The sequence below is a fragment of the Mesorhizobium sp. WSM4822 genome (genome assembly GCF_055811155.1).
In genome coordinates, this window is record NZ_JBVVQM010000004.1 from 246,472 (window position 1) to 261,073 (window position 14,602).

General features: G+C 62.5%; 10 protein-coding genes. 8 read left to right on the plus strand and 2 right to left on the minus strand.

The window, feature by feature from the left end; all coding sequences use genetic code 11:
- The first annotated feature begins 17 nt into the window (after window positions 1-17).
- The 5 genes from glgC to bglA all read left to right on the plus strand — a co-directional run bounded on the left by glgC (window position 18) and on the right by bglA (window position 8,185).
- Window positions 18-1,283 carry a glucose-1-phosphate adenylyltransferase gene (glgC, locus tag AC0L3E_RS11880; protein WP_127273144.1) on the plus strand — a complete coding sequence of 422 codons (1,266 nt, stop codon included), beginning with the start codon at window positions 18-20 and terminating at the stop codon, window positions 1,281-1,283.
- Between the two features lie 3 nt (window positions 1,284-1,286).
- Window positions 1,287-2,732, plus strand: coding sequence for a glycogen synthase GlgA (gene glgA / locus AC0L3E_RS11885; RefSeq protein ID WP_473604833.1), 1,446 nt, complete (start codon window positions 1,287-1,289; stop codon window positions 2,730-2,732).
- A 3-nt stretch (window positions 2,733-2,735) separates the two neighbouring features.
- Entirely contained in the window at window positions 2,736-4,364 is a 1,629-nt protein-coding gene (locus tag AC0L3E_RS11890; RefSeq protein ID WP_473604834.1) for an alpha-D-glucose phosphate-specific phosphoglucomutase, read from the plus strand.
- A 208-nt stretch (window positions 4,365-4,572) separates the two neighbouring features.
- Window positions 4,573-6,576, plus strand: coding sequence for a glycogen debranching protein GlgX (glgX, locus tag AC0L3E_RS11895; RefSeq protein ID WP_473604835.1), 2,004 nt, complete (start codon window positions 4,573-4,575; stop codon window positions 6,574-6,576).
- The gene (gene bglA, locus AC0L3E_RS11900) at window positions 6,563-8,185 is read left to right on the plus strand and encodes a beta-galactosidase BglA (protein ID WP_473604836.1); all 1,623 of its coding nucleotides are present in this window, start codon (window positions 6,563-6,565) and stop codon (window positions 8,183-8,185) included. Before glgX ends, bglA begins: the two co-directional genes overlap by 14 nt.
- An 11-nt stretch (window positions 8,186-8,196) precedes the next feature.
- Here the strand turns inward: bglA and AC0L3E_RS11905 are convergent, their stop codons facing one another.
- Together AC0L3E_RS11905 and AC0L3E_RS11910 are read right to left on the minus strand one after the other, a co-directional pair.
- Window positions 8,197-9,978 (minus strand): TadG family pilus assembly protein, encoded by a 1,782-nt coding sequence (locus AC0L3E_RS11905; RefSeq protein WP_027035852.1) that lies wholly within the window; start codon window positions 9,976-9,978, stop codon window positions 8,197-8,199.
- Entirely contained in the window at window positions 9,979-10,392 is a 414-nt protein-coding gene (locus AC0L3E_RS11910; RefSeq protein ID WP_185928987.1) for a TadE family protein, read from the minus strand.
- A gap of 411 nt (window positions 10,393-10,803) precedes the next feature.
- Here AC0L3E_RS11910 and AC0L3E_RS11915 point away from each other — a divergent pair, with 411 nt between their 5' ends.
- From AC0L3E_RS11915 to AC0L3E_RS11925, 3 genes are all read left to right on the plus strand, one after another.
- The gene (locus AC0L3E_RS11915; RefSeq protein ID WP_473604837.1) at window positions 10,804-12,396 is read left to right on the plus strand and encodes a peptide ABC transporter substrate-binding protein; all 1,593 of its coding nucleotides are present in this window, start codon (window positions 10,804-10,806) and stop codon (window positions 12,394-12,396) included.
- 164 nt (window positions 12,397-12,560) lie between these two features.
- Complete coding sequence (locus AC0L3E_RS11920; protein ID WP_127322904.1) at window positions 12,561-13,484, plus strand: ABC transporter permease subunit; 924 nt, start codon at window positions 12,561-12,563, stop codon at window positions 13,482-13,484.
- The gene (locus AC0L3E_RS11925) at window positions 13,477-14,598 is read left to right on the plus strand and encodes an ABC transporter permease (protein WP_127380086.1); all 1,122 of its coding nucleotides are present in this window, start codon (window positions 13,477-13,479) and stop codon (window positions 14,596-14,598) included. Before AC0L3E_RS11920 ends, AC0L3E_RS11925 begins: the two co-directional genes overlap by 8 nt.
- The last annotated feature ends 4 nt before the right edge of the window (window positions 14,599-14,602 follow it).

A 14,602-nucleotide genomic window follows, 5' to 3' on the forward strand; every position in this document is an offset into this window, starting at 1 on the left:
AACTTGGGAGGGTAGAAATGGCAGACTTGAAACGGACCCAGCCGCTGGCGCGCGATGCCATGGCCTATGTATTGGCCGGCGGCCGTGGGAGCCGCCTCAAGGAACTGACCGATCGGCGTGCCAAGCCGGCCGTCTATTTCGGCGGCAAGACGCGCATCATCGATTTCGCGCTCTCCAACGCGCTTAACTCCGGCATTCGACGCCTCGGCGTCGCCACCCAGTACAAGGCACATTCGCTGATCCGCCATCTGCAGCGCGGCTGGAACTTCCTGCGCCCTGAACGAAACGAGAGTTTCGACATCCTGCCGGCCAGCCAGCGCGTCTCGGAAACGCAGTGGTATGAAGGCACCGCCGACGCCGTCTATCAGAACATCGACATCATCGAGGCCTACGGCCCCGAATACATGGTCATCCTGGCCGGCGACCACATCTACAAGATGGACTACGAGATGATGCTTCGCCAGCACGTCGACGCCAATGCCGACGTCACCGTCGGCTGCCTCGAAGTGCCGCGCATGGAAGCCACCGGCTTCGGCGTCATGCATGTCGATGCCAAGGACAACATCATCGCCTTCGTCGAAAAACCCGCCGATCCGCCCGGCATTCCCGATAAGCCGGAATTCGCGCTGGCTTCGATGGGCATCTACGTCTTCAAGACCAAATTCCTGATGGAGCAGTTGCGCCGCGATGCGGCCGAGGCGGGCTCAAGCCGCGACTTCGGCAAGGACATCATCCCCTATATCGTCCAGCACGGTAAGGCGATCGCGCATCGCTTCGCCAAATCCTGCGTCCGCTCGACCGCCGAGAACGAAGCCTACTGGCGCGACGTCGGAACGGTCGATGCCTATTGGGAAGCCAATATCGACCTGACCGATATCACGCCCGAGCTCGATCTCTACGACCGCGACTGGCCGATCTGGACCTATGCCGAATTGAAGCCGCCGGCAAAGTTCGTGCATGACGAGGATGGCCGCCGCGGTTCGGCTGTGTCTTCGCTTGTCTCGGGCGATTGCATCGTCTCGGGGGCTTCGCTGAAAAAAAGCCTGATCTTCACCGGCGCGCGCATCAATTCCTATTCGACGCTGGAAGAAGTCGTCATGCTGCCCGACGTTCATGTCGGCCGGAACGCAAAGTTGAAGCGCGTGGTCATCGACCATGGTGTTAGGATACCGGAAGGGCTGGTGGTCGGCGAAGATCCTATTCTCGACGCCAAGCGCTTCCGCGTTTCCGAAAAGGGCATCTGCCTGGTCACGCAGGACATGATCGACAAGTTAGGGCTCTAACGCATGCAGGTTCTGTCGGTCACGCCCGAGATCTTTCCGCTGATCAAGACCGGAGGGCTTGCCGACGTGACCGGCGCGCTGCCCATCGCCTTGGCGGCCAAGGGCGTGACCGTGCGCACGCTCATCCCGGGCTTTCCGACCGTCATGGCCGCCTTCAAGAAGAAGCGGGCGGTTCTGCAATATCCCTTGCTGCAGGGCGGCAAGGCCTCCGTCCATTCAGTCCAACTCGCCGGGCTCGAACTGTTCGTGCTCGATGCGCCGCATCTGTTCGACCGTCCCGGCGGTCCCTACGGCAATGCCACCGGCGTGGACTGGCCAGACAACTGGCGGCGCTTCGCAGCACTAAGCCAGGTCGGCGGCGATATCGCCGGCGGCGCCATCTCGGGCTACCAGCCCGACATCGTCCATGCCCATGACTGGCAGTCTGCGATGACCCTGGCCTACATGCGCTACGGCAAGGCAGTTGGCATTCCCTCGATGATGACCGTCCACAATCTCGCCTTCCAGGGCCAGTTCGGCGCCGGCATCTTCGGTGAACTCGGCTTGCCGGCGGCGGCGATGGCGCTCGACGGCGTCGAATATTATGGTGGTGTCGGCTTCCTCAAGGCTGGCCTGCAGGCCGCCTGGGCGATCACCACGGTCAGCCCGACCTACGCGCAGGAGATCCGCTCGGCGGAATTCGGCATGGGTCTCGACGGCCTCATCAACATGCGCTCCAGCGATCTCTATGGCATCGTCAACGGCATCGACACCGGCATCTGGGATCCGGAAACCGACAAGCATCTGGTATCCCCCTACACGGCGAGCACACTGAAGGCGCGCGCGCCCAACAGGACTGCCGTGGAGGACCGCTTCAGTCTTGAGCGTGACGACAGCCCGATCGTCTGCGTGGTCAGCCGGCTGACCTGGCAGAAGGGGATGGACATACTGGCGCTGGTGATCGACGGCATCGTTGCCACTGGCGCGCGGCTGGCCATCCTGGGATCGGGCGATGCTGGTCTCGAAGGCGCGCTGCTTGCCGCTGCCGCCCGGCATCGCGGCCGTATCGGTGTGGTCGTCGGCTACGATGAGGGGCTGTCGCACATCATGCAGGGTGGCTGTGACGCCATCGTCATCCCCTCGCGCTTCGAACCGTGCGGGCTGACGCAGCTTTACGGCCTGCGCTATGGCTGCGTGCCGGTGGTCGCGCGCACCGGAGGCCTCGCCGATACGGTCATCGACGCCAATGAGGCCGCCGTCTCTGCCGGTGTCGCCACCGGCTTCCAGTTCGCGCCCAACAATGGCGGTGCGTTGCTGCACGCCATTAGCCGCCTCGTCAACGCCCACGCCAGTCCGACGGTCTGGGAATCGCTGCAGCGCCAGGGCATGAAGGCCGATGTGTCGTGGGACAAGAGCGCCGAAAAATATGTCGAACTCTATCGCTCGCTACTTTCGAAAAGGGTTGCCTGAAGCATGATACGGACCGTCCCCACCAAGCCTTATTCCGACCAGAGGCCCGGCACGTCGGGCCTGCGCAAGAAGGTGCCTGTCTTTCAGCAGGAGCACTATGCCGAGAATTTCATCCAGTCGATCTTCGACGCGCTCGACGGTTTCAAGGGCAAGACCCTGGTGATTGGCGGTGACGGCCGGTTCTACAATCGCGAGGTCATCCAGAAGGCCATCGCCATGGCCGCCGCCAACGGCTTCGGCAAGGTGATGGTCGGGCAGGGCGGTATCCTGTCGACGCCGGCCGCCTCGTATGTCATCCGCAAGTACAAGACCTTTGGAGGCATCATCCTGTCGGCCAGCCATAATCCCGGCGGCCCGCATGAGGATTTCGGCATCAAGTACAATGCCGGCAATGGCGGCCCGGCGCCCGAAAAGCTGACCGACGCGATGTTCGAGAAAACCAAGACGATCTCAAGCTTCAAGATCGCCGATATCGATCCGATCGAAATCGACACAACAGGCACGGTCAAGGCCGCCGGCATGACGGTCGAGATCATCGACCCGGTCGCCGACTATGCCGAACTGATGGAAAGCCTGTTCGATTTCGATGCCCTGCGCAAACTGTTCAAATCCGGCTTCCGCATGCGTTTCGACGCCATGCACGCGGTGACCGGCCCCTACGCCAAGGAGATCCTGGAAAACCGGCTCGGCGCGCCCAACGGCACCTGCCGCAATTTCAAGCCGCTGCCGGATTTCGGCGGCCATCACCCGGATCCGAACCTCGTCCATGCCAAGCACCTCTATGACGAGATGATGGGACCGGACGCGCCGGATTTCGGCGCTGCCTCGGATGGCGACGGCGACCGCAATCTGATCATCGGCAAGGGCATTTTCGTTACCCCGTCGGATTCAGTTGCCATGCTCGCCGCCAATGCCCGCCTGGCGCCCGGCTACAAGGCCGGTTTGAAGGGCATCGCCCGCTCGATGCCGACCAGTGGCGCTGCCGACCGCGTCGCTGAAAAACTCGGCATCGCCCTCTATGAGACGCCGACCGGCTGGAAGTTCTTCGGCAATCTGCTGGATGCCGACATGGCGACGATCTGCGGCGAGGAGAGTGCGGGCACCGGCTCCAACCATGTCCGCGAAAAGGACGGCCTATGGGCGGTGCTTTTGTGGCTCAACATCCTTGCCGCGCGCGGCGAAAGCTGCAAGCAGATCGTCACTGAGCACTGGGCGACCTACGGTCGCAACTACTATTCGCGGCACGATTATGAAGAGGTTGAGAGCGACCGCGCTAACGCATTGGTCGACGAACTGCGCGCCAAGCTCGGCGCGCTGCCGGGTACCAGCGTGCGCGGCATGAAAATCGCCAGCGCCGACGATTTTGCCTATCGCGATCCGGTCGACGGTTCGATCAGCGAGCATCAGGGCATCAGGGTGCTGTTCGAAGGTGGTTCGCGGGTCGTCTTCCGCCTCTCCGGCACCGGCACGTCGGGCGCGACGCTGCGCGTCTACATCGAACGTTACGAGCCGGACAAATCGAGGCACGACCTCGACACCCAGGCCGCCCTTGCCGATCTGATAGCCGCAGCCGATGATATTGCCGGGATTCACAGCCATACCGGCCGCCCCAAGCCAAGCGTGATTACTTGAGGGTGGCGGTTCGCGCTTTCCCTTCTCCCCTTGTGGGGTTCGAAGGACGGGGCGAGACCCGTGGCTCGCCCCAGGGCGGTGGATCGGCGCGTAGCGCCGAGACGGTTGAGGGGTGCGCGAAGGATCGCTGTCCTTGCCAAGCTGGAACACCCCTCATCCGTCGCCTTCGGCGACACCTTCTCCCACAAGGGGCGAAGGGGGAGACTGCATGACCCAGCTCGGCGCCACCGTCACCCGCGAAGGCATCCGCTTTGCCGCCTGGTCGCAGGCGGCCCGTCGGCTTTGGGTCTCGATCTTCGACGAGCAGGGCAACCGGGAGATCGAACGGCTCGAACTGCAGCCGGAAGGTGAGGGCGTCCATGCGCTGTTCGTTGCGGGCCTTGGCCAGGGCATCCGCTACGGCTTTCGCGCCGATGGCGACTACGCGCCGGAACGCGGACTGTGGTTCGATCCCGCTAAGCTCCTGACCGATCCTTATGCCGTCGAGATCGACAGGTCCTATGTCTATGACTGGCGGCTGGCCCGGCGCCGGGGCGAGGGCGCCGATACCGCGCCGCTGATGCCGAAGGCGATTGCCGCTGCGCTGCCGAAGCCGGTGCAGGCTGCCCCGCCGCTATTCCAGCCGGGCGGCCTTATTTACGAAGTGCCGGTGCGCGCCTTCACCATGCTGCATCCGGACATTCCCGAAAAATTGCGCGGAACAGTCGCCGCACTTGCTCACCCGGCGGTTATCGAGCATCTGAAAGAACTGGGGGTTGACGCGGTCGAACTGATGCCGGTGACCGCGTCGATCGACGAGCGACATTTGCCGCCGCTCGGGCTGCGCAACGCCTGGGGCTACAATCCCGTGACTTTCATGGCCCTCGATCCGCGTTTGGCGCCAGGCGGCATCATGGAGTTGCGAAACACGGTCGCCGTGCTGCGTGAGGCTGGCATCGGCGTCATCCTCGACCTCGTCTTCAACCACACCGGCGAGAGCGACTGGCTTGGCCCGACGCTGTCGCTGCGCGGCCTGGACAACCAGGCCTACTACCGGCACTCATCAGACGGCGGGCTGGCCAACGATACCGGCACCGGCAACACGGTCGCTTGCGATCATCCTGTCGTCCAGGAGATGGTCCTCGACACGCTTCGCCATTTCGTCAGGGATGCCGGCGTCGACGGCTTCCGCTTCGACCTGGCGCCCATTCTGGGCAGGGTTGAAGGAACATTCGATGCCGAGGCGCCGATGCTGAGAGCGATGCGCGACGACCCGCTGCTGGCCGATCGCGTGTTGATCGCCGAGCCGTGGGACATCGGTTCCGACGGCTATCAGCTCGGTAATTTCCCGCCGCCCTTCCTCGAATGGAACGACAAGTATCGCGATGACGTCAGGCGCTTCTGGCGCGGCGACGCCGGCATGGTCGGTGCGCTGGCGACCCGGCTTGCCGGTTCGTCCGATGTGTTCGCAACGAACAGGCAAAACGCCAGTCGGACCGTCAATTTCATCGCCGCCCATGACGGCATGACGCTCGCCGATATCGTGCGCTACGAGCGCAAGCACAACGAAGCCAATGGCGAGCAGAACCGCGACGGTCACAATGAAAACCTGTCCTGGAACAGCGGCGTCGAAGGGGATGCGGACGATCCGGCCGTATGGGAGTCTCGCCAGAACGATCAGTGCGCGCTGCTCGCCACGCTGTTTGCCTCGCGCGGCACCATCATGCTGACCGCGGGCGACGAGTTCGGCCGTACCCAGCAGGGCAACAACAACGCCTATGCGCAGGACAACGAGATCACCTGGCTCGACTGGGCCGGCCGTGACCAGGTGCTGGAGCGCTACACGGCGGAACTCTCGAGGCTGCGCCGAGCGATGCCCGCGCTTTCCGACACAAGCTTCCTAACTGGCCAGCCGCAGGCGGGCTCGGGGATGCCGGACGTCGCATGGCTGACCGAGACAGGCGCGCCGTTCGATGAACAGTGCTGGCAGGACCCGCAGCGGTACCGCCTCGTCATGATCCTGGGTGGCGTCAGCCGCCTTGCCGTCATCATCAACGGCGATCGCCGGGCCTGCATGTTCACCTTGCCTGAGCGAGACGGATTCTTCTGGGCTCCAGCCATCGAAGCGCCGGATGCGGCGGACAGCTCGCGACCGATATCGGGACGGGCGGTGATCTTCATGATCGAACGTGCGCAAGCCGGCGCAGGGGAGAAGCGCAATGGCGGCAGGTGACAGGACCGGATGGTGGCGCGGCTGCGTCATCTACCAGGTCTATCCGCGCTCCTTCCAGGACACGACCGGCAACGGCAGCGGCGATCTCGCCGGCATTACGTCGAGGCTCGCTCATGTCGCCTCGCTTGGTGTCGACGCAGTCTGGCTGTCGCCTTTCTTCAAGTCGCCGATGGCCGATATGGGCTACGACGTGTCGGATTACTGCGATGTCGATCCGATGTTCGGCACGCTCGAGGATTTCGATGCGCTGGTCGCCGAGGCGCATCGTCTCGGCCTGAAGATCGTCATCGACCAGGTGCTGTCGCATTCGTCCGACAAGCACAACTGGTTTGTCGAAAGCCGCGCCAGCCGCGATAACCCCAAGTCTGACTGGTACATTTGGGCCGATACCAAGCCCGATGGCAGCGCGCCCAACAACTGGCTCTCCGTCTTCGGTGGCCCGGCTTGGGAATGGGATTCGACCCGCCGGCAATACTACATGCACAATTTCCTTGCCTCGCAGCCCGACCTGAATTTCCACAATCCGGAGGTCCAAGACGCGCTTCTCGACACGGTGCGGTTCTGGCTGGAGCGCGGCGTCGACGGCTTCCGGCTCGATACGGTCAATTACTATGTCCACGACCGCTGGCTGCGCAGCAATCCGCCCCTGGCGTCGAGCGTCGCCGGCACCAACGGCGAGACCAACACCTACCTCTACCAGGAGCATCTGTTCGACAAGACGCAGCCGGAAAACCTGGCGTTCCTGCGCCGCTTCAGGGCGCTGCTCGATGAATATGACGACCGCGCCGCGGTTGGCGAAATCGGCGATGAAGGCCGCTCGCTGCAGACGCTCGCGGCTTACACCTCAGGCGGCGACAAGCTGCATATGTGTTACACCTTCGACCTGCTCGGTCCGCAGTTCTCGGCCGCGCATGTGCGTGGCTGCGTCGAAGCCTTCGAGGCGGCCGTCTCCGACGGCTGGGTCTGCTGGGCGTTCTCCAACCATGACGTGGTGCGCCATGTCAGCCGCTGGACAAGGCCGGGCAGCGATCCCGACGCCGTCGCAAGATTCTCGATCATGCTGTTGTCCTGCCTGCGCGGCTCGATCTGCCTCTATGAGGGCGAGGAGCTGGGCCTGGAGGAGGCGGAGCTGGCCTATGAGGATCTGCGCGATCCCGTCGGCATCCGCTTCTGGCCAGGCGTCAAGGGCAGGGATGGGTGTCGCACGCCAATGGTCTGGGAGGCCGGCGCCGACAATGCAGGCTTCTCCACGGCCAGGCCCTGGCTGCCGATACCGGCCAGCCATCGCACCCGCGCGGTCGACGTCCAGAATGCCGACACGGCCTCGGTGCTGAAGTCCTATCGGACCACGCTGGCCTTGCGCGGGGAGCATGAGGCGCTGGTATCAGGCTCGATCCGCCTTCTCGACGCCGAGGGTGACGTGCTGGCTTTCGTTCGCGAGGGCGGCGGCGAAAGACTGCTCTGTGTCTTCAATTTCGCCGGAGGACCGGCCAATTGGCCGTTGCCGGGGAATATCGGAGCGGTTGTTCAGCTGGATGGCAATGCCGCGATCGTCACGACCGAGCTTTTGCTGCCAGCGCTCGGAGTCTTTTTTGGCAGGCTCGTCTGATACCCGGACCGTTACTGCACCAGCACGGCACGTCCGCATGTCGCGCCGGTGACCCGGACATCGGCCTCGCCGAGATGCACGCCGAGCGTATCGAGCAGGTTGTAAAGCAATGTGTCGACTGGTGCCGTTACGGTTTTCAAAAGCGTCGTCACAGCTGGCTTCACGGTGCCGAGCAACGCCGTTATGTCAAGCCCGAGGATACCAAGCGCATTGACGGAAAGCGACAACTTGTCGACCAGTGACGTTGTCAGCGTCTGGGTAATGTCCCGTGTTGGCGTCGTCTTGATGGTTTTGGCGGCGATCTCGGTTTTGTTGAAGACCAGGTTGGTCGGGCTGACGTTGGTGATGTCGGCACCCGCCGAACCCTTCACCAGTATTAGCGGGATTTTTAACAGCAGCAGATTGAGGCTGACATCCGCGATGTTGGCGTCGGAGAACGACTGCGGGTTGCTGAAATCCGCGAAGGCGGTGGGGCTGTTATCGGCATCGCTGGCGGCAAGGTTCACCGCCGCGATGCCGGGCTTCGCGGCAATGGTAACCTTCAGGCTGTCGGGGCCGGTCGGGCAACTGATGTCGGTCAGCTTTGCTTCGGCGTAGGCCACTTCGACATTCAGCGGCAGCTTGACTGACAGCAGGCTGATACCGCCGCCCAGGTTTGGATTGCCGACGCCGACCGTGACCAGCAGCTTGATGCGCGTTTGCGCGGTGCGAACCACGGTGCCGGCTTCTCCAACCGCCAGCCACGGCGAGGATTGCGGCGGTTCGCCGATGGCGATGGCGAGCGTGGTCGACAGCACGCCCGGAATGGTGGCGCCTAGGGCGACGTCGACCTGTTTTGAACCGTTTGCCAGCCCGGCGGCGGCCGTCAGCATTCCCAAGGCGCTGGCGTCGACGCCGAGGCCGGCGGGCCTTTGCCCGAGGCCCAACTTGCCGACGGAGCCGAGATCGACCAGATGACTGAGCGGGATCTGGACCGTACCGGTCGACTTGGACGCGATCGTCTGCAGGGCGACCTTGGCCGTGTTGCCAAGCCCGGGCACATTGGCCATGGCAGTGGCGATCTGGCCGACGGTCGCCTTCGATGCCAGCACATCCGAATACGACACGCCGGTCAGGTTCAGCTGTGTGGCAAGGCCGTCGACAAAGGAGAGCACGCTCACATCGGCGGAGAGCAGCGCGTTGTAGTCCATGACGCTGAGCGAGATGTTGCTGCCGAGAAGTCCGCCGAGAAGCGCGTTGAGGATACCGCCATTGAGGCTTGCGAGCCTCGATCCGACCGAGAACGTCGCCTGCGGCGTCATGCTGGCGATGGCTTGGGTGCCGATGACGGGAGTTGGGATCAGCGAACTCGCGAAATAGCGGGCCGGGATCTTCTTCAGGGTGACACGGACGGCATTGTAGGGTGTTACGCTGGCCTGGAAACGCTGGCCCACATTGGCGCCGGATGCCACATATCGCCCGGGCGTGACCGTCACGACGGTTTTGCCGGCCGCCGGCTCGATCGTCTGTCCTGAGCTTTGAACGACAACCCCTGGCATGCCGTTGTCGGTCAGTGTGGTGACAACCGCTGTGTTGACTTTGGTCATGTTCGAGGCGGCGGTGATCGCCGCCAGGTCCACCATTGCCTGGGCTTCGCGGCGCTCGGTGTAGATCGAGGCTTCGTCGATCGCCACCGCGGCCAGCGCCAGCGCCACCGGCGCGCTCAATGCCGCCATGACGGTGAAGTTCGCTTTCCTGTCACTCAGCATCAACCGGGCAAGCCGACCGATCCCATTGCACGCATGCAGCAGCATTCAAATGCCCCCGACCCTGATCGTTGACTGGCGCTTGATCGTGGTCCCGGGCATGGCTATGCCCGGGAAAAGGTTCCAGATCGGCAGGTTGCGGGCGTCGTACTGGATGGAAACCACGAACTGGCTTCCATCAGCCGTGCTGTCGTTGGCCTGGTAGGTCAACTTGCTGACATCCACGAAGGGATAACCGCCGGCATTGTTGGTGACGAAACTGGCTACGAGCGTCTGGCGTTCGGTCTGGTTCAACCCGGCAATTGCCGTGCGGGCGGCATCCGCTGCGATCTGTTGGATCGAGTTGGCGGCGCCGAAGTATATACCATATGCAACCATTCCGAGTAGAAGAAGAATGAAAATCGGTGAAAGCAAGGCAAATTCGACCGCAGAAGTGCCGTGTTCTTCTTGAAATTTCCGCATTAATTGACGGATTTTGGGCAATTTACTTGCTCTGTTAATCATAGCCGCCACGCGTCTGAAGTTCGAACCATATAGAAGGTACTCATAATGTAACCCCAGGTTGCTTAAGAACGCATTAAGACATTCCGGCAAACTGGCATGGCTCCGATTCGCGGTGAAAAATGGCGTCGAGGTGAAGAAACCAAGTCAAGCTTCTGGTTTCGGCTGGTGTTTCAGTGGCCACGCCATAGCTTTCGTCCGCCTTACTTTGGGTGACCCAGAGAGTCTGTTGAAATAAAAATTCTCCGCGTTAGTGTCTGGGCACGAGCCGCAGGACGGGAACCAGCGGCGCGCTCAAAGGGGTCAGATATCGACTCCAGGGCGTCAACACTTACTAGGCGCGCCAACGGCAGCGCCGACAGGGAGAACTTCATGCTGAAAAACATGCTGAAGGCGACGGTGCTCGCCACGACCATGGCGCTGGCCGCCGGCACGTTCTACACGCCGGCTTTCGCCGAGACCGTCTATAACAGAGGTAGCGCCGCCGAAGCGGAGACGGTCGATCCGCACAAGACCTCGACAGTCTACGAAGCCGATATCATACGCGACCTGTTCCAGGGCCTGGTCATGCATGACCAGAAGACGAACCTCATTCCGGGCGCGGCCGAAAGCTGGACAGTGTCAGACGACGGGACTGTCTACACCTTCAAGCTGCGCAAGGATGGCCTCTGGTCGGATGGCAGCCCGGTGACGGCGGACGACTTCGTCTATTCGTTTCGTCGGCTGGAAGACCCGGCCACCGCTGCCGAATACGCCTCGATGCTGTACCCGGTGAAGGGTGCGGAGGACGTCAACACCAAGAAGGGCAAGCCGGAGGATATGGGTGTCAAAGCGATTGACGCAAATACCCTCGAAGTCACGCTGAAGGCGCCGACGCCTTACTTCCTGGAGATGCTGACCCACCAGGCCGCCTATCCGGTCAACAAGGCTTCGATCGACAAGCTCGGCGCCGACTGGATCAAGGCGGGTAATCTCGTTTCGAACGGCGCCTATACGCTGGCCGAGTGGATACCCAACGACCACATGAAGCTGGTCAAGAATCCGAAATTCTGGGACGCCGCGACCGTCAAGATGGACGTCGTCAACTATATCCCGACCGAAGACCGCTCATCGGCGATGAAGCGCTTCGAGGCCGGCGAACTCGACAGCTACGGCGATCTGCCGACCGAACAGCTCGCGGATCTCAAGACCAAGTTCGGCGACCAGGTCCGCGTCGGACCTTATCTCGGCACCTATTATTATGCGATCAAGACCGACAAGGCGCCGTGGGACAATGTCGAACTGCGCAACGCCATCTCGATGGCGATCGACCGCGACTTCCTCGCTGAGAAGGTCTGGCAGAACTCGATGCTGCCTGGCTATTCGATGGTGCCTCCGGGCATCGCGGGCTACACGCCGGCAATGGCCAAATACGCCGACATGTCGCAGATCGACCGCGAGGACGCTGCCAAGAAGACCCTCGAGAAACTCGGCTATACGCCCGAGCATCCATTGAAGATGGAGATCCGCTACAACACTTCGGAAAACCACAAGAACACCGCCGTCGCCATCCAGGAACAGTTGAAGCCGCTCGGCATCGACGTCTCGCTGGTCAACACCGACACCAAGACCCACTACTCCTTCCTCGAGCAGAAGGGCGACTACGACGTGGCGCGTGCCGCCTGGATCGCCGACTACAAGGATCCGGAGACCTTCCTCGGCATCACCCGCAAGGCCAGCGGCAACAATTATTCGAGCTATGTCAGCCCGGCATATGAAGCGGCCATGGACAAGGCTGCGGCTGCCGGCGGCAAACCGGAAGAGCGCATGAAGGACCTCACTGAGGCCGAGCGCATCCTTGTCGATGACGTCGGTAACATTCCGCTTCTCTACTACAGCTTCCACGACATCGTTTCCTCGAAGCTGCATGGCTTCGACGACAATGTGATGGACATCCATCCGTCCCGCTTCATCAGCAAGGACTGATCCTTAGCCGGGCCGCCGCGCAACGAGATGCGCGGCGGTGCCGGTTTGCCATCGCATCGGCCCGGGAACCGGAATCGATTTTCGGCATGTCGGTGCGAAGATTTGAAGGCTAGAGCGCAACCGTCCAGCTGGACGCGCGTTGCTCTGGGTCAAGCGGGGCACCGATGCTGCGATACGTATTACGGCGGCTTCTGACCGCCATCCCGACGCTGTTCGTCATCGTGACCATGGCGTTTTTCCTGATGCGCGTCGCGCCGGGCGGCCCATTCAACCAGGAGCGGGGGCTGAGCCCCGAGATCAGGGCCAATCTCGAAGCCCAGTTCGGCCTCAACGATCCGCTCTGGCTGCAATTCGTCCATTATCTCGGCAATCTGCTGCGCGGCAATTTCGGCCCGAGCTACAACATGCCGGATTTCACCGTCACCGAACTCTTCGCCAAGGGCCTGCCTATATCGGTTCAGCTCGGTGCCTCGGCGCTCGTCCTGGCGCTGCTGCTCGGTTGTGTGCTCGGCACCATTGCGGCGCTTAACCAGAACAAGCTTGGCGACTATACGGTGATCGCGCTGGCGACGGCCGGCAGCACCATCCCAACCTTCGTCATCGCGCCGGTGATCCAACTCCTGTTCGGGCTGACCTGGAGGCTGCTGCCGATCGGTGGGTGGGGCGATGGCGCTTTCATCAACAAGGTCGGTCCGGTGTTGACGCTCGCTCTGCCGCAGATCGCCATCGTCGCCCGGCTGATGCGTGGCTCGATGATCGAATCCTTGCGGTCCCACCACATCCGCACGGCGCGCGCGCTCGGCCTGTCCGATTGGTCGGTGGTGGTCAAGCACGCGCTGCGCGGTGCCATCCTGCCGATCGTCTCCTTCACCGGTCCGGCGGCGGCGGCATTGCTGACCGGCTCGGTCATTGTCGAGACGATCTTCTCCATTCCAGGCGTCGGCCGCTATTTCGTCGATGCCGCGCTCAATCGTGACTACACGCTGGTGATGGGAACGGTGGTGGTGATCGCCATCTTTACCATTGTCTTCAACCTGATCGTCGACGTCATGTACGCGGTCGTCGATCCGAGGGTGCGCTATGACTGACATCGCAGCCACAGCCCCCACCGTCATCGGCCGTTCGCTCTGGGGGGACGCCTGGGCGCGGCTCAAGGCCAATCGCGCCGCCATGTTCAGCCTGTACTACCTTGCCCTGATCGGTGTCGTCAGCGTGTTCGGGCCGTGGTTCGTGCCGCATCAATACACAACCATCTATGCCGACTATGTGCGCATGCCGCCAAGCCTGTCAGCCTATCCGAAGGCCGACATGATCGAGACGGCGCTCACCGAAGCGATCAAGCGCATGCGGGTCGACATCAAGGAGTGGCGGCAGGAGGGCAACCAGGTCTTCGTCACAGTCAAGTCGACCAGGCCGATCGACGATCGCAACATCCGCTATCTCGACCGTTCCGATGCCTTTGACGACACCAAGATCGAGAGCAAGTCGCCCGACGGTCTCGAAGTGACGATGAGCGCCTCGATCAAGCAGCAATATTTCGTGTTCGGCACCGACAACACCGGCCGGGACCTGTTGTCGCGCACGCTGATGGCCGGGCGCATATCGCTGGCCATCGGCCTGCTCGCGGGTGTCGTGGCGGTGGTCATCGGCGTGGTCTACGGGGCCGCTGCCGGCTTTGCCGGCGGCAAGGTCGACGAGGTGATGATGCGCATCGTCGACGTGCTCTATTCCTTGCCCTTCATCTTCTTCGTCATCATGCTGGTAGTGTTTTTCGGCCGCAACTTTGTGCTGATGTTCCTGGCGGTCGGCGCCGTGCTGTGGCTCGACATGGCGCGCATCGTGCGCGGCCAGGCGCTGTCGATCCGCCGGCAGGAATATGTTCAGGCGGCGGAAGCCATGGGTGTCGGCCAGCGCGGTATCCTGCTGCGCCACGTCATCCCCAACCTGCTCGGCCCGGTGGTGATCTACATGACGCTGCTGGTGCCTCAGGTCATCATCCTGGAAAGCTTCCTGTCGTTTCTCGGCCTCGGCGTGCAGGAGCCGATGACCAGCTGGGGCGTGCTGATCTCGGTCGGCGCCAAGAACATCGGCACCGCCAACTGGCTGCTCCTGTTTCCCGCCTTCTTCCTCGTCTCGACGCTGTTCGCGCTTAACTTCGTCGGCGACGGCCTGCGCGACGCACTGGACCCGAGAGATCGATAAAGAT